The 20,348-nt window shown below is 59.2% G+C and carries 17 protein-coding genes and 1 pseudogene; 14 read left to right on the top strand and 4 right to left on the bottom strand.

Translation table 11 applies throughout. The features are described from left to right. Window positions 1-11 precede the first annotated feature (11 nt). Window positions 12-527 (bottom strand): GNAT family N-acetyltransferase, encoded by a 516-nt coding sequence (locus ACZ0AI_RS02855; RefSeq protein WP_463564475.1) that lies wholly within the window; start codon window positions 525-527, stop codon window positions 12-14. Window positions 528-774: 247 nt separating this feature from the next. Here ACZ0AI_RS02855 and minC point away from each other — a divergent pair, with 247 nt between their 5' ends. From minC to ACZ0AI_RS02805, 10 genes and pseudogenes are all read left to right on the top strand, one after another. Next, window positions 775-1,506 (top strand): septum site-determining protein MinC, encoded by a 732-nt coding sequence (minC, locus tag ACZ0AI_RS02850; RefSeq protein ID WP_463564474.1) that lies wholly within the window; start codon window positions 775-777, stop codon window positions 1,504-1,506. 226 nt (window positions 1,507-1,732) lie between these two features. After that, on the top strand, window positions 1,733-2,548 hold the full coding sequence (minD, locus tag ACZ0AI_RS02845) for a septum site-determining protein MinD (RefSeq protein WP_463564473.1): 816 nt from the start codon (window positions 1,733-1,735) through the stop codon (window positions 2,546-2,548). Then, the gene (minE, locus tag ACZ0AI_RS02840; RefSeq protein ID WP_070883881.1) at window positions 2,545-2,799 is read left to right on the top strand and encodes a cell division topological specificity factor MinE; all 255 of its coding nucleotides are present in this window, start codon (window positions 2,545-2,547) and stop codon (window positions 2,797-2,799) included. Before minD ends, minE begins: the two co-directional genes overlap by 4 nt. 184 nt (window positions 2,800-2,983) lie before the next feature. After that, on the top strand, window positions 2,984-3,619 hold the full coding sequence (locus ACZ0AI_RS02835) for an RluA family pseudouridine synthase (protein WP_463564472.1): 636 nt from the start codon (window positions 2,984-2,986) through the stop codon (window positions 3,617-3,619). Between the two features lie 233 nt (window positions 3,620-3,852). Next, the gene (locus tag ACZ0AI_RS02830; protein WP_463564471.1) at window positions 3,853-6,003 is read left to right on the top strand and encodes a TonB-dependent siderophore receptor; all 2,151 of its coding nucleotides are present in this window, start codon (window positions 3,853-3,855) and stop codon (window positions 6,001-6,003) included. Between the two features lie 233 nt (window positions 6,004-6,236). After that, window positions 6,237-7,070, top strand: a complete 834-nt coding sequence (locus ACZ0AI_RS02825; protein WP_463564470.1) for a 5'-nucleotidase, lipoprotein e(P4) family — start codon at window positions 6,237-6,239, stop codon at window positions 7,068-7,070. A 742-nt stretch (window positions 7,071-7,812) separates the two neighbouring features. Further along, window positions 7,813-10,728: a ribonucleoside-diphosphate reductase subunit alpha gene (locus tag ACZ0AI_RS02820; protein WP_463564469.1), complete on the top strand. Its 2,916-nt coding sequence runs from the start codon at window positions 7,813-7,815 to the stop codon at window positions 10,726-10,728. Window positions 10,729-10,901: 173 nt separating this feature from the next. Continuing rightward, window positions 10,902-12,158: a ribonucleotide-diphosphate reductase subunit beta gene (locus ACZ0AI_RS02815; protein ID WP_463564468.1), complete on the top strand. Its 1,257-nt coding sequence runs from the start codon at window positions 10,902-10,904 to the stop codon at window positions 12,156-12,158. A 106-nt stretch (window positions 12,159-12,264) separates the two neighbouring features. Further along, window positions 12,265-13,824, top strand: a complete 1,560-nt coding sequence (locus ACZ0AI_RS02810; protein ID WP_463564467.1) for an AAA family ATPase — start codon at window positions 12,265-12,267, stop codon at window positions 13,822-13,824. A 228-nt stretch (window positions 13,825-14,052) separates the two neighbouring features. Continuing rightward, window positions 14,053-14,588: pseudogene (locus ACZ0AI_RS02805) on the top strand (REP-associated tyrosine transposase). Between the two features lie 61 nt (window positions 14,589-14,649). On the opposite strand, the gene ACZ0AI_RS02800 reads toward ACZ0AI_RS02805, so the two are convergent. Continuing rightward, window positions 14,650-14,835: a DUF1289 domain-containing protein gene (locus tag ACZ0AI_RS02800; RefSeq protein WP_463564466.1), complete on the bottom strand. Its 186-nt coding sequence runs from the start codon at window positions 14,833-14,835 to the stop codon at window positions 14,650-14,652. Beyond that, the gene (locus tag ACZ0AI_RS02795) at window positions 14,828-15,190 is read right to left on the bottom strand and encodes a hypothetical protein (protein ID WP_463564465.1); all 363 of its coding nucleotides are present in this window, start codon (window positions 15,188-15,190) and stop codon (window positions 14,828-14,830) included. Before ACZ0AI_RS02795 ends, ACZ0AI_RS02800 begins: the two co-directional genes overlap by 8 nt. 141 nt (window positions 15,191-15,331) lie before the next feature. On the opposite strand from ACZ0AI_RS02795, the gene ACZ0AI_RS02790 reads away from it, so the two are divergent. The 3 genes from ACZ0AI_RS02790 to ACZ0AI_RS02780 all read left to right on the top strand — a co-directional run bounded on the left by ACZ0AI_RS02790 (window position 15,332) and on the right by ACZ0AI_RS02780 (window position 18,078). After that, the gene (locus tag ACZ0AI_RS02790; protein WP_463564464.1) at window positions 15,332-16,027 is read left to right on the top strand and encodes a GNAT family N-acetyltransferase; all 696 of its coding nucleotides are present in this window, start codon (window positions 15,332-15,334) and stop codon (window positions 16,025-16,027) included. A 255-nt stretch (window positions 16,028-16,282) separates the two neighbouring features. Beyond that, complete coding sequence (locus ACZ0AI_RS02785) at window positions 16,283-17,311, top strand: hypothetical protein (RefSeq protein ID WP_463564463.1); 1,029 nt, start codon at window positions 16,283-16,285, stop codon at window positions 17,309-17,311. Between the two features lie 278 nt (window positions 17,312-17,589). Next, complete coding sequence (locus ACZ0AI_RS02780) at window positions 17,590-18,078, top strand: hypothetical protein (RefSeq protein ID WP_463564462.1); 489 nt, start codon at window positions 17,590-17,592, stop codon at window positions 18,076-18,078. A 68-nt stretch (window positions 18,079-18,146) separates the two neighbouring features. Here ACZ0AI_RS02780 and ACZ0AI_RS02775 read toward each other — a convergent pair whose 3' ends face one another. After that, window positions 18,147-18,863, bottom strand: a complete 717-nt coding sequence (locus ACZ0AI_RS02775) for a UTRA domain-containing protein (RefSeq protein ID WP_463564461.1) — start codon at window positions 18,861-18,863, stop codon at window positions 18,147-18,149. Window positions 18,864-19,177: 314 nt separating this feature from the next. Between ACZ0AI_RS02775 and ACZ0AI_RS02770 the strand changes: the two genes are divergently transcribed. After that, on the top strand, window positions 19,178-20,236 hold the full coding sequence (locus ACZ0AI_RS02770) for an ABC transporter substrate-binding protein (protein ID WP_463564460.1): 1,059 nt from the start codon (window positions 19,178-19,180) through the stop codon (window positions 20,234-20,236). Window positions 20,237-20,348: the final 112 nt, after the last annotated feature.

Genomic DNA, 20,348 nt, shown 5'->3' with positions numbered 1-20,348 from the left:
TGGCGGTGACTCTAGCTCAACTCGGGCAGTAGAAATTGCATATGCGTCGTCTGCCAGAGCGGATCGGCTTCGACGTCCACCACAGCGAAGCCCTGCCGCTCCCAGAAGCGGATGGCGCCCGGCAGAAACGGATGGGTATGCAGGTAGAGCACCTGCACACCTGCAGCAGCGGCATGCTCGCGCAGCCGCTCGTACAGCGCCTTGGCCAGACCGAAACGGCGAAATTGCGGGGCCACGAACAGTCGCACGATCTCCACGGTTCGACGCCCGGCGTAGTCGAGCTGCGCGAAACGATGGTCATAGGGCAGATAGCCAATGGCAGCGACTATTTCGCCGTCACAGCGCGCCAGCCAGAAACGGCCGTCGCCACCACTCAGGTAGACCCGCTCGAAATGCTGCAGATCCGCCGGCAGCACCGTTGCATCGAGCATGGGGAAGATTTGCGCGCGGGCAGCCATGACGAAATCGACCAGCTCGGCGACATCGCCGGCCTGAACGCTGGCGATATGAATCGGTGACGTACTCATGCCTCTCCGAATTGCGCCGGCCCGCTTGCTGAGCAGACGGCCGCTGGTGAAAGTGCCGCAACATAGCCCGCACCTGCCCCGCTCGCAACCACACGGCGCTTATATAGGCAGCCGAGGCACCAAAGTTTCGCGGCGTTGTCAGTGAATGCCTCGCTTATCGAACCGACGCGGCTGCTTTTGCCCTTGAGCCTCGCCGCCGTTCTCGTTATAAGTCCCGCTACTTTTCCAAGGCCGCATCAGGCAGACCATGAGCCAAGCTGATCTCCTCGACCAAGACCCCGTGTTCCAGCTCAAAGGCAGCATGCTGGCCATCACCGTGATGGAACTGGCGCACAACGACCTCGCCCGCCTTGACCTGCAACTGGCGGAGAAAGTCGCCCAGGCGCCGAACTTCTTCAGCAACACCCCGCTGGTGTTGGCCCTCGACAAATTACCGAAGGATGAAGGCAGCCTCGATCTCGGCGAACTGATGGCCCTGTGCCGCAAGCATGGCCTGCGTACCCTGGCCGTACGCGCCAGCCGCGAAGAAGACATCGCCGCCGCCAATGCGCTGGATCTGCCCGTGCTGCCGCCTTCTGGCGCCCGCGAGCGGGTCATCGATCCAGCACCGAAACCCGTCGAGCCGCCCAAGCCTGTCGAGCCCGAGGTCAAACCGACCCGCGTGATCACCACGCCAGTGCGCGGAGGCCAACAGATCTACGCCCAGGGCTGCGACCTGGTGGTGCTGGCCCCGGTCAGTGCCGGTGCGGAACTTCTCGCCGATGGCAACATCCATGTTTACGCCCCCATGCGCGGCCGGGCTCTGGCTGGCGTCAAGGGTAATCGTCAGGCGCGAATTTTCTGCCAGCAGATGGGCGCGGAACTGCTCTCCATCGCCGGCCAGTACAAGGTGGCTGAAGACCTGCGCCGCGACCCGAATTGGGGGCGCGCGGTACAGGTCAGCCTGATGGGTGACGTGTTGAACATCACCCGCCTTTAACGGATACTGCCGCCACTTTACATAAGGCACACAGGGCATCTGAGCGCCGTCAGGCGGACTGTCAAAATAATCACTGGCAAGCGATCTATAGGCATTGCCTGGCGTCTGCAGCGAACTGCGCCGTCAGCCCTCGAAACACGCCGAAAATCCGCTCCACCGATTTTTTCGACAGACCGCCAGTCGCTGGCAGGTTCCTGCTTTTTATTCATTTTTGGGGTGAATCACCTTGGCCAAGATCCTCGTAGTCACTTCCGGCAAAGGTGGCGTCGGTAAAACCACCACCAGCGCCGCCATCGGTACCGGCCTCGCCCTGCGCGGCCACAAGACCGTCATCGTCGACTTCGACGTCGGCCTGCGTAACCTCGACCTGATCATGGGCTGCGAACGCCGCGTGGTGTACGACTTCGTCAACGTCGTCAATGGCGAAGCCACCCTCACCCAGGCCCTGATCAAGGACAAACGTCTCGAGAACCTGTTCGTGCTGGCTGCCAGCCAGACCCGTGACAAGGACGCCCTGACTCAGGAAGGCGTCGAGAAGGTCATCAACGAACTGCGCGAAAACTTCGAATACGTGGTCTGCGACTCGCCGGCCGGTATCGAGAAAGGCGCTCACCTGGCCATGTACTTCGCTGACGAAGCCATCGTGGTGACCAACCCGGAAGTCTCCTCGGTACGTGACTCCGACCGCATGCTGGGCCTGCTGGCCAGCAAATCGCGTCGCGCCGAACAGGGTGGTGAGCCGATCAAGGAACACCTGCTGCTGACCCGTTACAACCCGGAGCGCGTGACCCGTGGCGAAATGCTCGGTGTGGAAGACGTCGAGGAAATCCTCGCCATCCGCCTGCTCGGCGTGATCCCGGAATCCCAGGCGGTGCTCAAGGCGTCCAACCAGGGCGTACCGGTAATCCTCGATGACCAGAGCGATGCCGGCCAGGCTTACAGTGATGCCGTGGATCGTCTGCTCGGTAAAGAAGTGGCGCACCGCTTCCTTGATGTGAAAAAGCAGGGCTTCCTGCAACGCCTGTTTGGAGGTCGAGAATGAATATTTTTGACTTCTTGCGTTCGCGCAAGAAGGAAGCCACTGCCTCCATCGCCAAAGAGCGCCTGCAGATCATCGTTGCCCACGAACGTGGCCAACGCACTCAACCCGATTACCTGCCTGCCCTGCAGCAGGAACTGGTCGAAGTGATCCGCAAGTACGTCAACATCGACTCCGATCAGGTTCAGGTCGCACTGGAAAACCAGGGCAGCTGTTCGATTCTGGAGTTGAACATCACTCTGCCGGATCGTTGATCCGCGTTCCGTAGGGTGGGTTAGCAGCGCCTGGTAGTGATCGTCACTTCACAACCAGAGTCCATGCGCTGTGTAACCCACCAGGCGATGCCGGAAACGACATCGATCCCTGCGGTAATCAGCTCCACGAACGGCGGCCTCGATGGCCGCCTTTCGTTTTTATCGGCCAACCAAAAGAACGCCCATGCCGCTCAGCCAAATCGAAATCGTCCATCAGGATGCCGCCCTGCTGGTGATCAACAAGCCCACCCTGCTGCTCTCGGTGCCTGGTCGTGCCGAAGACAACAAGGACTGTCTGGTCACCCGCCTGCAGGAAAACGGCTACCCCGAAGCGCGCATCGTGCACCGCCTGGACTGGGAAACCTCCGGCCTGATCGTCCTCGCCCGTGACGCCGACAGCCACCGCGAACTGTCCCGGCAGTTCCACGACCGCGAAACGGAAAAAGCCTACACCGCCCTGTGCTGGGGCTCGCCCGAAGGCGAAAGCGGCAGCATCGACCTGCCGCTGCGCTACGACCCACCGACCAAGCCGCGACACGTCGTCGACCATGAACAGGGCAAGCACGCACTGACCTTCTGGCGCGTACTCGAGCGCCATGCCGAGCACAGTCGCGTTGAACTGACCCCGATCACCGGCCGCTCGCACCAGTTGCGCGTGCACATGCTGTCCATCGGTCACCCGCTGCTCGGTGACGGCCTCTATGCCCACGAACAGGCCCTGGCCGCTTACCCGCGCCTGTGCCTGCACGCCAGCATGCTCAGCCTGACCCACCCACAAACCGGCGAACGCCTGCGCTTCGAGTGCCCGGCACCGTTCTGACTGATACCCGCTACTCCCGCTCTGGTAGCCCGGCGTAGAGCGTAGCGAAACTCGGGAGCAACTCCTGGGTATCGCTTCGCTCAACCACAGGCTACGGACGCCGAGAACCGGCATGGCAACGGCAGCTCTTATGAGGGAGAATGCCGCCCCGCCAAGCGATCGCCACTCCCCAGCCCAGAAATCGCCCGCGCACCGGATAGCCAACCGCCGACCTCCGCACCCAAGGAACTTGCATGGCCCTGCCTCGCCCGCGTTTCGCCCCGACCCTGCTCGCCATTGCGCTGAGCCCGACGTTTTCCTGGGCTGCCGACTCGGTGGTCGCCCTCGACGCCACCACCATCGAAGACCAGGCCGGCGACAGCTACCAGGCCCGTGGTGCCACAGTCGGTGGTTTTACGGAGACGCCGCTGCTCGATACCCCAGCGTCGGTTTCGGTGGTCACCCGGCAGTTGCTCGACGACCAGCAGGCACGCCTGCTCAGTGACGTGCTGAAGAACGACGCGTCGGTGGGCGAAGCCTACGCCCCTATCGGTTACTACGAGAACTTCGTGGTGCGCGGCTTCTCGCTGAATGCCGCCAACAGCTACCGGGTCAATGGCCGCAGCGTGGTCGGCGAACAGAACGTGGCGCTGGAGAACAAGCAGCAGGTCGAGCTGCTCAAGGGGTTGTCCGGTCTGCAGAGCGGCGTGGTCGAGCCTGGCGGGCTGATCAACTACGTGACCAAGCGTACCGAGAACGTGCGCTCGCTGAGCGTGGCCAGCAATCAGGATGGCGAACGCTATATCGCCGCCGACCTCGGCCACTGGTTTGGCAGCGAACAGGAGCTGGGCCTGCGCCTTAACCTGGCCCACGAGGACATCCGTTCCTTCGTCGAGCACGCCGATGGCAAGCGTGACTTCATCTCCCTGGCGCTGGACTGGAACCTGTCGCCCAACGCCACACTGCAGTTGGACGCCGAATACCAGACCCGCGAGCAGCGCTCGGTCGCCGGTTATCAATTGCTTGGCGGCACTCAGGTGCCAAGCGGCGTCGACCCGGATAAACGCCTGGGCCATCAGAGCTGGTCGAAACCGGTGGGTATCGACTCACTGAACCTGGGCGGGCGTTTCGAATACCGTTTCGACGAAAACTGGAAAGCCACCATCGATGCGTCGCGCAGCCAGGTGGTGATCGATGACTACAGTAGCTTTCCGTATGGCTGCAGCCCGGACTCCGGGTGCAGCGATTGGCTTGCACACTTCAGCCCCGAAGGCGGCTACGACATCTACGACTACCGCAGCCCGGACGACACCCGGCGCCATGACGAACTGCAGGCGACCCTATCCGGCGCCTTCACTACCGGCACGCTGGGCCACGAGCTGACTGTCGGCACCAGCGCCTTGCGGCGTACCGTAGACAGACGCAGCTCGGTCAATGAGTTCATCGGCACCGGCAACATCAATGAAGACATTGCCGACTTCGCCCCGACCGACGTTGCGCTCAACTCCAAGAACCGCCGCCTCGACAGCCGCCAGTACGGCCTGTTCTTCAGCGACCGTATCAGCTTCGACGAGCACTGGCAGGTGCTGTTGGGCGGGCGTCAGGTGCGTCTGGACGAAGAAGCCTTCACCAGCAGTGGCATCAGCGACCGCCGTACCCGGCGCAGCGAATTCCTGCCCAACGCCGCGCTGCTCTACAAACCGCAGGCCGACACCACCTTGTATGTGAGCTATAGCAAGGGGCTGTCCCTGGGCGGCGAAGCGCCGTGGTTCACCACTAACGATGGCGAAATTCTCGCTCCAACCATTTCCCGCCAGTTGGAAGCCGGCTTCAAGCGCGACTGGCAGGGCCTGAGCCTGGGCGCGGCGCTGTTCCGTATCGATCAGGCGCTGCAATACAGTCGCCCGAACGACGATGGCAACCTGACCTACGTGCAACAGGGCAAGCAGCGCAATATCGGCCTGGAGCTCTCTGCCAGCGGGCAGGCAACTCGCGATCTGCAGCTATCGGCCAGCGCTGCAGTGATTCGCGCCCGGGCGATCGACAGCGGCACCGAAGCCTATGAAGGTCATCAGGCAGTCAACGTACCGCGCGTGCGCGCCAGCCTGTCAGCCGATTACCGGATACCCGGTATTCAGGGCCTGTCGCTGCTCGGCGGCCTGCAGTACAGCGGCAGCAAGTACGCCAACCCGAGCGGCACGGTGAAGGTCGCCGACTACACGGTATTCAACCTCGGCAGCCGTTACACCACGCGTATAGAAGGCTTTGATACGGTGTTGCGCCTGACCGTCGACAACCTGTTCGACAAACGCTACTGGCGCGACACCGGCGCATACCAAGGCGATGGCTACCTGTTCCCGGGCGACCCACGCACCGCGCGCCTGTCTGCAACCGTGAGTTTTTAACGGGTGACGGGTAAGTCGTATCGGTGATGGGCAGAAAAAAGGCGGAAGCGGACGGTGAGCAGAGCTTTTGTGGGAGAGGCCGGGCGGCGATCCGCTTTAGCCTCGATTTTGCCTAGCTAGGCGTAAAGAGCTCGCGGCTAAAGCCCCTCCCACGAGATCGCGACCGGCCGCTATTGCCTTTTTGCGACCGCTTCATCTGAACCATTGTCGGAAAAGTACAAGGAGCATCCCAAATGCGTGGCACCGCATCGTTATTGACCTTCTGCTTGCTGGGAAGCCTGCTGACTGGTTGCCAGCAAGCACCCAAGGAACATGATCAGCTCGATGCGGTGCTATGGACACAAACCTCCATCGAGCACGAGCTGCTCTATCGCCAGGTGTATGACGCCGCAACCCGCCAGTTGCAACCGGCGCTGGCCGATCCGCACTGGGATGCCCTGGCGCAACCGCCGCGCAACCTGACGGGCCTGCCACCAGCAGTGATCGTCGATATCGATGAAACGCTGCTCGACAACACGCCCGTGAATGCCAAGTCGGTGGTCGATGGTGGCGCTTATGATTACGCCGAGTGGTACCGCTGGGTGACAAAGGCCGAAGCCAGCGCCCTGCCCGGCTCGGTCGCCTTCATGCAGGCAGCGGCCAAGCTCGGTATCACGCCCTATTACCTGACCAACCGCGAGCCAGGCCAGGAAGCCGACACCCTGCGCAACCTGCGCCAGGCGGGCTTCCCCATCGCGGATGAAGGACAGATCCTCACTGCGGGAACCGCCATCGGCGGCTGCCAGAGCGCCGGTTCGGACAAGACCTGCCGCCGCCAGTGGGTCGGTGAACATGCTCGGGTTCTGCTGCTGGTCGGCGACAGCTACGGCGACTTCATTGCCGCGCCCAATCGCTTGAGCGAACAACGCCAGGCTGCGCAGCCCTATGAGGCGTGGTTCGGCCAGCGCTGGTTCCTGCTGCCCAACCCGACCTACGGCGGCTGGTACACCGCGCCCTATGGTGATCGTGACGAGCTGCCCGATACGCAGAAACGCGCCCTGAAGCACAAGGCACTGGTTCTGCCATAACACGATAAAATTCTTGCGCCATCGGCTAATGGCGGCTGCCTGCAGAGAGCAGCCGCGCATCTGCATATTGCAGGCCAAAGTTCCCGAATAAACCCTACATATTGTGTTTATGTGACGAAGTGAATTTCCCTCGCTAGCCCCGTAAAAAAAACTACCTGCGGCAATCAGGCCGCCGCCCCTGGCATCGCCAGTATCCATGGGCATTTGCGCCACTTACCCCGCATTAACCCACAGATTTATCCACAGGCCACAGGGCTTGCCTTAGCTCCCCCATCGCACTATCTTGTATCCCCAGCTCGCCAAACACCTACATGTTGGGTTTTTGGCAAAAATGGACACAAGCATAAATGCCCTGAAAAAGTCCATGCCCAGAGTCGTTTCGGTGCACAGAAAAACCACCGACCACCGCGCTCCGGCAACCAGAACACAGCGGTATCGAACGACCCGGGTCGTTCGGCGCAAATAGAACACCGCTCGCCACGCTTGCACCGGCAACACTACATCTAGTGACCGCGTGCAGCAGGAAGCACCAGTTAAGCCAGGGATAGCGTTCCGGCCTCGAAGCAGTACCGACTGCAGCTGCGCAAAAACGCCAGCCAGTCCATCACCGCCTTTTTGCAACACCCTGCTGCCAGCCTTGTGCAGGCTTCAGGCTTTGTCGATTGGAATGAAAGCCAGGTACAGGTAACGATTCGCGGCAGAACGCTCATCCCGAAAAATTTCATTGATCATGGAGACATACATGCACACCGACACCACTCACGAGAACCCTCAGGCCAAAACGCCTCAGGGTGAAGACGCCACTCAGGCTCTGGCTGCCACCGCGCCAGGCCAACTGCGTGTGATCAAGCGTAACGGCACCGTCGTGCCGTACACCGGTGACAAAATCACCGTCGCCATCACCAAGGCGTTTCTCGCTGTGGAAGGCGGCAATGCCGCTGCCTCGTCGCGTATCCATGACACCGTCGCGCGCCTGACCGAGCAGGTCACCGCGACCTTCAAGCGTCGCATGCCCTCCGGCGGCACCATTCATATCGAAGAGATTCAGGATCAGGTCGAACTGGCCCTGATGCGCTCCGGCGAACAGAAAGTCGCCCGCGACTATGTGATCTACCGCGAAGCCCGCAGCCAGGAACGCAAAACCGCTGGCGCCGCCGACGGCATCGCCCAGCCGCACCCGAGCATCCGCGTGACCCTGGCTGACGGCAGCATGGCGCCGCTGGACATGGGCCGCCTCAACACCATCGTCACCGAGGCCTGCGAAGGTCTGCTGGAAGTCGACGGCGCTCTGATCCAGAAAGAAACCCTGAAGAACCTGTACGACGGCGTCGCCCAGAAAGACGTCAACACCGCCCTGGTGATGACCTCCCGCACCCTGGTCGAGCGTGAGCCGAACTACAGCTACGTCACCGCCCGCCTGCTGATGGACAACATCCGCGCCGAAGGCCTGAGCTTCCTCAACGTCGCCGCCAGCGCCACTCACCACGAGATGGCCGAGCTATACGCCAAGGCCCTGCCTGCCTACGTCGAAGCCGGCGTCGAGTTCGAATTGCTCGACCCGAAACTGAAAACCTATGACCTGGAAAAACTGGGCAAGGCGATCAACCACGAGCGCGACCAGCAGTTCACCTACCTGGGCCTACAGACCCTGTACGACCGTTACTTCATCCACAAGGACGGCATCCGTTTCGAACTGCCGCAGGTGTTCTTCATGCGCGTGGCCATGGGCCTCGCCATCGAAGAGCCGAAGAACCGCGAAGACCGCGCCATCGAGTTCTACAACCTGCTCTCGAGCTTCGACTACATGTCGTCGACGCCGACCCTGTTCAACGCCGGCACCCTGCGTCCGCAGCTGTCCAGCTGCTACCTGACCACCGTGCCAGACGACCTGGGCGGCATCTACGACGCCATTCGCGACAACGCCCTGCTGAGCAAATTCGCTGGCGGCCTGGGTAACGACTGGACACCGGTTCGCTCGCTGGGCGCCTACATCAAGGGCACCAACGGCAAATCCCAGGGCGTCGTGCCGTTCCTCAAAGTGGTCAACGACACCGCTGTCGCGGTCAACCAGGGCGGCAAGCGCAAAGGCGCCGTGTGTGCCTACCTGGAAACCTGGCACATGGACATCGAAGAGTTCATCGAGCTGCGTAAGAACACCGGTGATGACCGTCGCCGTACTCACGACATGAACACCGCCAACTGGATCCCGGATCTGTTCATGAAGCGCGTCTTCGACGACGGCAAGTGGACCCTGTTCTCGCCGAGCGAAGTACCGGATCTGCACGACCTGACCGGCAAGGCCTTCGAAGAGCGCTACGAGTACTACGAAGCGCTGAGCGAATACCCAGGCAAGATCAAACTGTTCAAGACCATCCAGGCCAAAGACCTGTGGCGCAAAATGCTCTCGATGCTGTTCGAGACCGGCCACCCATGGCTGACCTTTAAAGACCCGTGCAACCTGCGCAGCCCGCAGCAGCACGTGGGCGTGGTACACAGCTCCAACCTGTGCACCGAGATCACCCTGAACACCAACAAAGACGAGATCGCCGTCTGCAACCTGGGCTCGATCAACCTGCCGAACCACATCGTCGACGGCAAGCTGGACACCGCCAAGCTGCAGCGCACCGTAAACACCGCCGTACGCATGCTCGATAACGTCATCGACATCAACTACTACTCGGTGCCGCAAGCGCGCAACTCCAACTTCAAGCACCGTCCGGTTGGTCTGGGCATCATGGGCTTCCAGGACGCGCTGTACCTGCAGCACATCCCGTACGGCTCCGACGCCGCCGTCGACTTCGCCGACAAATCCATGGAAGCGGTCAGCTACTACGCCATCCAGGCCTCCTGTGATCTGGCCGACGAGCGTGGCGCCTACGAAACCTTCCAGGGTTCGCTGTGGAGCAAGGGCGTGCTGCCGCTGGATTCCCAGCAGATCCTCATCGAGCAGCGTGGCCAGAAGTACATCGACGTCGACCTGAACGAAACCCTCGACTGGGCGCCAGTGCGTGCTCGCGTACAGAAAGGTATTCGTAACTCGAACATCATGGCCATCGCGCCGACCGCGACCATCGCCAACATCACCGGCGTATCGCAGTCCATCGAGCCGACCTACCAGAACCTGTACGTGAAATCGAACCTGTCGGGCGAATTCACCGTGATCAACCCCTACCTGGTTCGCGACCTCAAGGCGCGCGGCCTGTGGGACTCGGTCATGATCAACGACCTCAAGTACTACGACGGCTCCGTGCAGCAGATCGAGCGCATCCCGCAAGAACTGAAAGACCTGTACGCCACCGCCTTCGAAGTCGACACCAAGTGGATCGTCGATGCCGCCAGCCGTCGCCAGAAGTGGATCGATCAGGCGCAGTCGCTGAACCTGTACATCGCCGGCGCCTCGGGCAAGAAGCTCGACGTGACCTACCGCATGGCCTGGTACCGTGGCCTGAAAACCACCTACTACCTCCGTGCCCTGGCCGCGACCAGCACCGAGAAGTCCACCATCAGCACCAGCAAACTCAACGCGGTGTCCAGTGGTGGCGACCAAGGCCTCAGCGCAGCACCTGCTGCAGCGCCGGCCAATGAGGCCTCCCCTGGCCCGGCTCCAGTTCCGAAGGCATGCGCCATCGACGAGCCGGATTGCGAAGCCTGCCAATAAGAGGTATCCGCCGGGTTGCAGCCTTCACTGCAATCCGGCACCGATAACGCGAAGCCAGGCGCAGCCCTGGCAATAATCAGCCGTAGCGCTCTGCGTGCACCGCGAGCCACACATGATTAGCCACTATCCATACAGGTCGGCCCACATGCCGACCCTCAAGCAGGAGCCAACCCATGCTGAGCTGGGATGAATTCGACAAGGAAGACGGCGCAGAAGCTGCCGCTCCCAACAAACAATCCGCGGCGCAAATCAGTGCCGACATGAGTCTGGAAAAGCTCAACCAGGTTGGTGGCAACGCCGCCCTCGAGGCCCGCGCCGTTGATGCCAACGACTCCGATGCCATCGCCCGTGCGAAAAAGGCCCTGAACGACCTCGACATCCAGGAAGGCCTGGATGACCTCGAAGGCGCCTCTGGTCGCGTGGAAGTTGGCGACAAGCAGATGATCAATGCCCGCGCCGACCTCAACCAGCTCGTACCCTTCAAGTACGACTGGGCCTGGCAGAAGTATCTGGATGGTTGCGCCAACCACTGGATGCCGCAGGAAGTGAACATGAACGCCGACATCGCGCTGTGGAAATCCACGGACGGTCTCAGCGAAGACGAGCGCCGTATCGTAATGCGCAACCTCGGCTTCTTCTCCACCGCCGACAGCCTGGTTGCCAACAACCTGGTACTGGCCGTGTACCGCCTGATCACCAACCCCGAGTGCCGCCAGTACATCCTGCGCCAGGCCTTCGAAGAGGCGATCCACACCCACGCCTACCAGTACTGCATCGAATCGCTGGGCATGGATGAAGGCGAGATCTTCAACATGTACCACGAGATCCCGAGCGTCGCGAAGAAAGCCTCCTGGGGCCTCAAGTACACCCGCTCGATCTCCGATCCCAAGTTCGAAACCGGCACCCCGGAAACCGATCGCCAGTTCCTCAAGAACCTGATCGCCTACTACTGCGTACTCGAAGGCATCTTCTTCTACTGCGGCTTCACCCAGATCCTCTCCATGGGCCGCCGCAACAAGATGACCGGCACCGCCGAGCAGTTCCAGTACATCCTGCGCGACGAATCCATGCACCTGAACTTCGGTATCGACGTGATCAACCAGATCAAGATCGAGAACCCTAGCCTGTGGGACGCGCAGATGAAAGACGAAGCGACCCAGATGATTCTGCAGGGCGCCCAGCTGGAAATCGAATACGCCCGCGACACCATGCCCCGCGGCGTGCTCGGCATGAACGCCGCGATGATGGAGGACTACCTCAAATTCATCGCCAACCGCCGCCTGACCCAGATCGGCCTGAAAGAAGAATACCCAGGCGCCAGCAACCCGTTCCCGTGGATGAGCGAAATCATGGACCTGAAGAAAGAGAAAAACTTCTTCGAGACCCGTGTAATCGAGTATCAGACTGGTGGGGCGTTGAGCTGGGATTGATGGCCCGCTGACATCAGCGTAGATTGACCCAACACCTGCCATGGATGTTGGGGATTAAGCTGAATAAAAAGCCCCGCCTAGTGCGGGGCTTTTTATTGGAAGCTCTATGAAATATAGAAATAGCCAGCTTGATATCAGCCTTCGAAAGTGGTTTTCAAATGACTACGCTCACGCACACTTAAGAAAAATTGAGATATCAATTGGCGGAATAAGAGGATTAACAAAACTTTCAGTGCCAATAAATTTTCCAATTATCGCTATAGCGGGGAAAAATGGGACAGGAAAGTCTACAATTTTAGCTTTGGCATGCTGCGCGTATCACAATAAAGATGATGGATTTCGCGCAAATAACAGAAAGAAAAGTTATTACACTTTTGCAGACTTTTTCATACAGCACAAGAACGAAGGAACGTCAAAAACTGTTTATATAAAATATTATTTTGCATACGATAACTGGCGAGTAACCTCATCCAACCCAGATAAAAAAGGTATAAAATATCAACTCAGACATAAATCTGCTGGGGGCAAATGGAATGAGTATGCCAGTAGAATAGATCGCAACGTTGCTTTCTTAGGAATTGAACGCATCGTTCCTCACAGTGAAAAAAGCCAATCCCGCAGCTACTGCAGATACTTCATCACCGGAGAGCCGAAAGGTTGGGAAGACAAACTTCGTGACATTATTGGCTACATTTTAAATAAAAAATACGAAGATGTAAAAATTGCGTCCCACTCAAAATACAGACTTCCACTAGCAAAAGTAAATGGAGTAACATTTTCTGGCTTTAATATGGGTGCTGGTGAAAACGCACTTTTTGAAATATTCTCGACAATCTATTCAGCACCACCAGGGGCCCTGATAGTAATAGATGAAATCGAACTAGGTCTTCACATAGAGGCTCAAGCAAGATTCATAAAAAAATTGAAAGAAATTTGTCTCGAAAGGAAAATCCAAATTATCTGCACCACCCACTCAAGTGAAGTATTTGATTTTCTTCCAGAGGACTCAAGAGTATTTATTGAAAAGATCGGACAAAACACCGTTGCTACGGCAGGTTACTCATCCGATCACGCCTTCTCAAAGTTGAGCTCAAAAAACTCCAAAGAACTTTGCATTCTTGTAGAAGACGACGTTGCTCAGAAACTCATCACATTGAATCTACCAAACGAAATACGCTCAAGAGTTAACACAGAAATAATAGGCTCTGCCTCAGCACTAAGCGTTCAGCAAGCATCAACGTACAAGCTATCCGACTGTAAAAATACCATCACACTTTTTGATGGCGACCAAAAAGACAAAGAAAAAAACAACCAAGAGTTTGGAGCAAACACACTAGAAATCAAAGATAAAGACTATCCAGCCTGGTTCAAGTCAAAAATCAACTACCTCCCAGGAGACACATGGCCAGAGGCCTGGATACTAGAAACTTCAAAGCAGAACGCCACACACCTAGCCTCCTTATTCAAAATAGATGAAGCCCTTCTACTGGATATAATTGAATATGGATTAGGAGCAGGGAAGCACAATGAATTTCATGAAATAGGGAAGCACTTAAATTTACCTAGAGAAGAGGCTCTATACTTATTCTGCCTAAACATTTCCACCTATAACAACGATAAGTTTTCGGAAATCATAAGCATGATAAACCAAGAGCTTGATTCTTAATCAATAAACAAAAAAGAGGACACCCATGAGGGTATGAGTGTAATTTTGATCGTTCCCACGCTACGCGTGGGAACGCAGCCCTCGACGCTCTGCGTCGAAAACTACCCAGACTGACGCGTCAGCTAATCTCTATCGAGAACCAGATAACAAGACGCGGAGCGTCCGAGAAGGCGTAACCACGCGGAGCGTGGGTACGATCAGATAGCACTCGATTCAAGGAAGAATCCAATGGGCCGCAGCCGCTACGTCATCACCGAACCGGAAAAACCACACTTTCTCACCTGCACGGTGATGGAATGGCTACCGCTATTCACTCGCCCCACGCTGGTCGAAATTCTGCTCGATTGCTGGCGCTATCAACAGGCAAACCAGGGCTTGCGCCTTTATGGCTACGTCGTTCTGGAAAATCACCTGCACTTCGTTGCCCAAGCGCCTGACCTGGGCAAATGTGTCAGCGGGTTCAAGTCGTTCACTGCACGGCAAATCATCGATCACCTGCAAGAACGACGGGCAGAGCGTTTGCTGGAGCGACTGCGCTTCGCCAAGCGCGCGCACAAGGCTGATCGCGTGTATCAACTCTGGCAGGAGGGTTCACATGCGGAGCTGGTGTACAGCAACGAAGTGATGAGGGAAAAGCTCGACTACATCCATCACAACCCAGTCAAACGTGGCTAGTAGGCCGAGCCGAACATTGGCGTTATTCCAGTGCCAGGAATTATGCGGGGCTGGCGGGATTGATTGAGGTAGACCGGTGGTATTCGTGACGCGGAGCGTCACTGGCTGCATTCCTACGCAGAGCGTGGGAACGATCATTCTCTGCCCTGCTCATTTGCTCTTCTTCTTGGCTATCGCCTTCATCCGCGCCGTAGCCTTCTGCACGGTGGCCATTTTCTCGGGGCGTTTCATGCCGCGCCATTTGCGGATTTCTTCTCGGGTGCGGCCGCAGCTGACGCACAGTTCGCTGTTGAGCTGGCACAGCGACACGCAGGGGTTTTCGATGTCTTTAGCCACGCTTGCCGCTCACCGGCTGCGCACCACGATTACCGGACGCGGGTGCCAGGCGTTGCTCAGAGCGAAACACGACGTGGGCGGCGATGTTCGCCACGCTGATGCCCACCTCCTCAAAGGAGGCCAGCGTCAGGTCATGCATTCTCGCCCTGTCCGGGCTGGCAATTGCCTTGTCCTTGCTCGCTTCGGTATCAAACACCCAGGTCACTTTCAGGCTCTGCGGAAAGCGCTCGTAGTCAACGTCATGGGTAAGCCACTGGAAGCCGACGATCTGGCTTTTGGCCGTCTCACAGGCGGTGGTCAGCGTGCGAGCCAGCTCGCGCTCCATGCCTGAGTATTTGCGTTTCAACGATGCCATAAGCCTCTGCCAGATTTGAATCCGATGTTACGCAATTTTACCTGAAGCCCCGGCAGATAACGCCCCGATCATCTCGACCCGCCGCCACAGCCACACGCGTTACAATGGCGCCCGCCGATTCACACAAGAGCTCGCCTTTCGATGTTCACCCTCGTACACCTGGATACCCCGCCGCCCGAGTCCCTGAAAAGCCAGGTGCTGCAGATGGTGGTGGACTATTTCAGCGATATCAGCCCGGTGTCGCTGACGCCCAGCAACCCGCTCTATCAGTTGTACCAGTACGTGATCGGCTACGAGGTGCACCTGTATCTGCAGGCCATGAACGGTAACGCCGACAGCCCCACACAGCTGATCCTGGCGTTGGACGACGAAGATCCTTCCCAGGTGTTGGGTTTTACCCTGTACCTGCCCAGCCAGGATGATGTCGAGGCCTGCACCCTGGCCTATATGTCCGTACAGACCAGCCACAGACGGCACGGTGTGGCGCGGGCCATGCTGCAGCAGATCATCGAACGTCATCCGCATGTGGAGCTGGCCTGCGCGGCGAGCAAGGTGCCAACCTTCGAGGCCATGGGCTTTCGTGTGCTGGCGGCACAGGGCCCGCAGGTGTCGATGAATACCCGCAGCTATCGCTCGGACGGCATGGTGGCGGTGCAGGATCTCATGCCGATCTACCAGTCTACCGAAGTGCGGCAGATCCATGCGTATCTGTTGAAGCAACACGGCAAGAAGGCCATGAGCGAGGCGGAGAAGAAGCGCGACCGGCTGCTCGATCAGATGGCCCATCAGGCTGAGTTGTTGGTGCGTGAGCGGCTTGCCTATGGCTCCATTCATTGATCGCTTTCGTGAAACACGGGTGCCTTTCCGGCACCCTGAACGAGTGGCAGATACACCCTTGGCTCTAACGCTCATGCGCTGACCACGGCCTGCTTTTGTTGCGGGTCGGCGGCAAACTCAAAAAGCCCGATGTCAGGCGCAGGGCCTAGAAAATCTCCCCCGAAAATCCAGTCCAAACTTTCCCGTTGGCGCCACAGTCATTTGTAGTAACGAGATATTTCGCTCGTTCTGCCATTGCCTTGAGGGGCTGCCATTATGATCCGCGACGACCGTACTGCTCCAGTCGGCTACACCCAACCCGTTTACCATGACTCCACTGCTGTGGCGCCACTGCTCAAGCGCATTTCCTGGAGTGCGATTGTGGCGGGGGTCGTACTCGCCATGGTGGTATCACTGCTACTCAACCTGCTGGGCACGGCCATCGGCAGCGCCAGCATCGATCCGCTGCAAGAAGCCGACCCGCTGTCGGGCATCGGCACGGGCGCCGCCATCTGGGTGGTGATCAGTGCAGTGATTTCGCTGTTCATCGGTGGCTGGGCCGCAGGTCGCCTGGCACAGCGTGAGGGTGCCTTTCATGGCCTGCTGGTCTGGGCCAGCGTTTCGCTGATCACCGTATACCTGGTCTCCAGCGCCGTAACCGGCGTGGTGCGTGGCGGCCTGAATCTGGCTGGCAGCGGTATGTCGGCACTGGGCAGCGGCATCGCCCAGGTCGCACCGGCACTGGGTGGCAAGATTCAGGATCAGCTCCGTGAGCAGGGTATCGAGTTCAATCTGGACGATATTCAAGGCGAGCTCGAACAAGCCATGCGTCAGACTGGCAAGCCTGAACTGAACCCGGAGAACCTCAACCAGCAAGCGCAAGCCACTCAGCAGGATGCGCAGAACACCGCCCAGCGCAGCGCTGAAAACCCTCAACAGGCCGGCGAGCAACTGGGCAGTCTGCTGGATCGCATCAAAGCCAAGGGCGACCAGGCCTGGGACGCTGCCGACCGTGAAGCGCTGGTCAATCTGATCAAGGCACGCGGCAACAAGACCGACGCCGAGGCCAACCAGATCGTCGATCAGGCACAAGCCAGTTATCGCCAGGCTTACGCCAAGTATCAGGAACTGAAAGCCCAAGCCGAGCAGAAAGCCCGTGAAGCCGCTGAAGTAGCGGCCAAGCGAGTTTCTCAGGGTGCCTGGATTCTGCTGATCACCCTGGTGATCTCAGGGCTGGTGGCGGCTGGTGCCGGTGTACTGGGGCGCCGCACTCAGCCACCTGCCAAGGTAGTGGCTGCCGTCTGATCCACGCGCACCGCATCGGCTGAAGCAAGCCGTAAAACATGCCCGCAATGACAGTTCATCGGTCGTTGCGGGCATTTTTTTGCCAACTAACTGAGAGGGCGCCCCCCACGGAAGCAAGCCGACCTCCGCTCTTGAGAGCCGGCAACGTGCTCGGATTGGCACACCGGTGAAACAGGGAGCACCGCACAGTTTTCCAGGTGCACCATCACCGATAATGCCTGCGCGAGTGAGTGCTGCTAACGAACGCGTTGGCAGATTCCGACTTCAGGAACCCGTATATGGACATCCGCTTTCTGACCTTCCCCGATTTCCACAACGTCTATTTCTACCGGTTCATCACCCTGGCCATTCTCGTGGCAGGCAGTGGTTTGGTTCTGATCAAAGCGCCCAGCACTCCCCTCCCCGAGCTGCTGCTGATCGGCGTCTGCCTGCTGAGCATGTCGTGGCGCTTCGCACTGGAATGGCGAATGCTCGCAAAAGCCGGCCCGGCCTCTATCCATAACGATGAGCTGATCGTCTCCAGCGAAGCGGCTGACCAGAAGATTGCGCTGACGAAAATTCGCTCGGTAACGTCCAGGCACAGCATTTTCATGGTGCGGCGCTACCGCTCATGGAGCGATCACCTGGCGTTTTTAGAATTCACGCTGAATAACGGCGAGCGAATTTACACCCTGGTAGAAAGCGCTGTGCTGGAGTTTCCAGCGGGTAAGCAAACCCTGAGCACGGTCAATGCGGCCGTTCTTGCCGCCAAGATAAAGAGCCTGTGAGTTGACGGTGAAACGCGACGCCTGAACTCAGGAGCCGCGCACCGCTCTGCAATGCCTTTTACCGGATCCTAATCCGGCACTTCCACGCTGATATGAATTGCGTCATGGCGCCAGTACTCGAGGTCGCAGTCGATCAGGCGGCCGCGCTGGTCGCGGTTGACCCGGATGATGCGCAACGCCGGGCTGCCGGGCGCCACCTTGAGCGCTGCAGCGGCGTCGGCATGCAGCGCGGTGGGCACCATGTCGAAACGTACCCGGCCGTAGTGCACGTCGTACTCGCTGGCATATAGCTCGGTCAGCGACCGGGTCAGGTCGTAATCGAGGATGCCAGGGAAATAGTCGGGGTTCAGGTAATGCTCGACATACAGCACCAGTCGCCCGTCGATGCGCCGTGCCCGGCGGATCTGGTAGACGCTGGATAGCCCGGACAAGCCCAGCAATTGGCAGACCTGCGAGTGTGCCGGCATCAGTCGGGCACTCAGCACTTCGGTGGCAGGCACTCTGCCCTGCTCCGCGACCATGGCGTGAAAGTGGGTGCGCACCAGGGGGTTGTAGGCGACCCGCGCGGGCGAGACGAACCAGCCGCGGCGCTCCTCGCGGTACACCAGGCCCTGAGCTTCCAGCTGCCCGAGCGCCTCACGCAGGGTGATCCGTGTAGTGTCGAACAATTCGCTCAGGCGCCGCTCGGCCGGCAACTTGGCACCGGCAGGCAGCAGGCCGTGCTCGATTTGTTCCTGCAACGCGCGGCAAATGGTGGTGACGGCCCGTGGCGTGTCGTCGCGCATCACGCTGATTCCTTTTGGACTAGACCAGCCCCATTACAGGGCACGTAACAGCCATCGACTGGCTGCAATGCTTGCTCACAAGCCTAGGCAAGCCGGATGACCGGCAGATGACAGGCTGCTTTCAAGCACGCCCCATGCCAGTGACAAGCCCGCCAATTCAAAGGCTTAACCTGGTCTACGCTTGCTGAGCGGGGCCTCGCCGAAGGCTCCGGATGTGCGCGACGGCCATACCGACACAAAACTGTCATTGGCGCCGCCTACATTGGCTTGGGTCTTGCTGATCTAGACCAACCCTCAACGCAAAGGAGTTTCCAATGAAACAACTGCTACTGGCATCGCTGATGGGCAGCGCCATCGCTCTGGCTTCCCAGGCCATGGCCGCCGAGACGGATATAACTGCACTGGAACAGGCCGCACGCAAAGAAGGCGCCGTGAACAGCGTCGGCATGCCGGACAGTTGGGCCAACTGGAAGGACACCTGGCAGGACCTGAGCGACAAGTACGGCCTCAAGCACATGGACACCGACATGAGCTCGGCCCAGGAAATCGCCAAGTTCGCCGCCGAAAAGGACAACGCCAGCGCCGATATCGGTGACGTGGGCGCCGCCTTCGGCCCGATCGCCGTGCAGCAGGGCGTGACCCAGCCCTACAAACCGACCACCTGGAGCCAGATTCCGGAGTGGGCCAAGGATGCCGACGGCCACTGGATGCTCGCCTACACCGGCTCCATCGCCTTCATCGTCAACAAGCAGCTGGTCAAGGACACCCCGAAAAGCTGGGCTGACCTGAAAACCGGCAAATACCGCGTGGCAATCGGTGACGTCAGCGCTGCTGCTCAGGCCGTCAACGGCGTGCTGGCTGCGGCCATCGCCAACGGTGGCGACGAGAAGAACATCCAGCCGGGCCTGGACTACTTCGCCGAAATCGCCGAACAGGGGCGCCTGTCGCTGGCCAACCCGACCATCCAGACCCTGGAGAAAGGCGAAGTGGAAGTGGGTATCGTCTGGGACTTCAACGGCCTGAGCTACCGCGACCAGATCGACCCGAACCGCTTCGAAGTGCTGATCCCTTCCGATGGCTCGGTGATCTCCGGCTACACCACCATCATCAACAAGTACGCCAAGAACCCCAACGCCGCCAAGCTGGCCCGCGAGTACATCCTCAGCGACGCCGGGCAGATCAACCTGGCCAAGGGCAACGCCCGCCCGATCCGCGCCGAGCACCTGACCCTGCCGGCTGAAGTGCAGGCCAAGCTGCTGCCCAACGAGCAGTACGCCAAGGTCAAGCCGATCAAGGACGCCGCCGCCTGGGAAACGACCTCGAAAACCCTGCCGCAGCTGTGGCAGGAAAACGTGATCATCAATATGGAGTAATCCAGGCACAGTGTAGCCCGGGTCGAGCGCAGCGAAACCCGGGAAACCTGCCCTGGGTATCGCTTCGCTCAACCCAGGCTACGTCTCTACGTCCCTCTCAACCCAGGATCAC

The organism is Pseudomonas sp. AC355 (assembly GCF_979258205.1).
This window is presented reverse-complemented; position numbering and strand designations above follow the sequence as displayed.

Coding starts and splice junctions, on each gene's coding strand:
- ACZ0AI_RS02855 (WP_463564475.1), bottom strand. CDS start 527: ATGAGTACGTCACCGATTCATATCGCCAGCGTTCAGGCCGGCGATGTC.
- ACZ0AI_RS02775 (WP_463564461.1), bottom strand. CDS start 18,863: ATGCGCGACGACACGCCACGGGCCGTCACCACCATTTGCCGCGCGTTG.
- ACZ0AI_RS02825 (WP_463564470.1), top strand. CDS start 6,237: ATGCGTGGCACCGCATCGTTATTGACCTTCTGCTTGCTGGGAAGCCTG.
- ACZ0AI_RS02815 (WP_463564468.1), top strand. CDS start 10,902: ATGCTGAGCTGGGATGAATTCGACAAGGAAGACGGCGCAGAAGCTGCC.
- ACZ0AI_RS02780 (WP_463564462.1), top strand. CDS start 17,590: ATGGACATCCGCTTTCTGACCTTCCCCGATTTCCACAACGTCTATTTC.
- ACZ0AI_RS02795 (WP_463564465.1), bottom strand. CDS start 15,190: ATGGCATCGTTGAAACGCAAATACTCAGGCATGGAGCGCGAGCTGGCT.
- minC (WP_463564474.1), top strand. CDS start 775: ATGAGCCAAGCTGATCTCCTCGACCAAGACCCCGTGTTCCAGCTCAAA.
- ACZ0AI_RS02770 (WP_463564460.1), top strand. CDS start 19,178: ATGAAACAACTGCTACTGGCATCGCTGATGGGCAGCGCCATCGCTCTG.
- ACZ0AI_RS02810 (WP_463564467.1), top strand. CDS start 12,265: ATGAAATATAGAAATAGCCAGCTTGATATCAGCCTTCGAAAGTGGTTT.
- minE (WP_070883881.1), top strand. CDS start 2,545: ATGAATATTTTTGACTTCTTGCGTTCGCGCAAGAAGGAAGCCACTGCC.
- ACZ0AI_RS02830 (WP_463564471.1), top strand. CDS start 3,853: ATGGCCCTGCCTCGCCCGCGTTTCGCCCCGACCCTGCTCGCCATTGCG.
- ACZ0AI_RS02790 (WP_463564464.1), top strand. CDS start 15,332: ATGTTCACCCTCGTACACCTGGATACCCCGCCGCCCGAGTCCCTGAAA.
- ACZ0AI_RS02785 (WP_463564463.1), top strand. CDS start 16,283: ATGATCCGCGACGACCGTACTGCTCCAGTCGGCTACACCCAACCCGTT.
- ACZ0AI_RS02820 (WP_463564469.1), top strand. CDS start 7,813: ATGCACACCGACACCACTCACGAGAACCCTCAGGCCAAAACGCCTCAG.
- ACZ0AI_RS02835 (WP_463564472.1), top strand. CDS start 2,984: ATGCCGCTCAGCCAAATCGAAATCGTCCATCAGGATGCCGCCCTGCTG.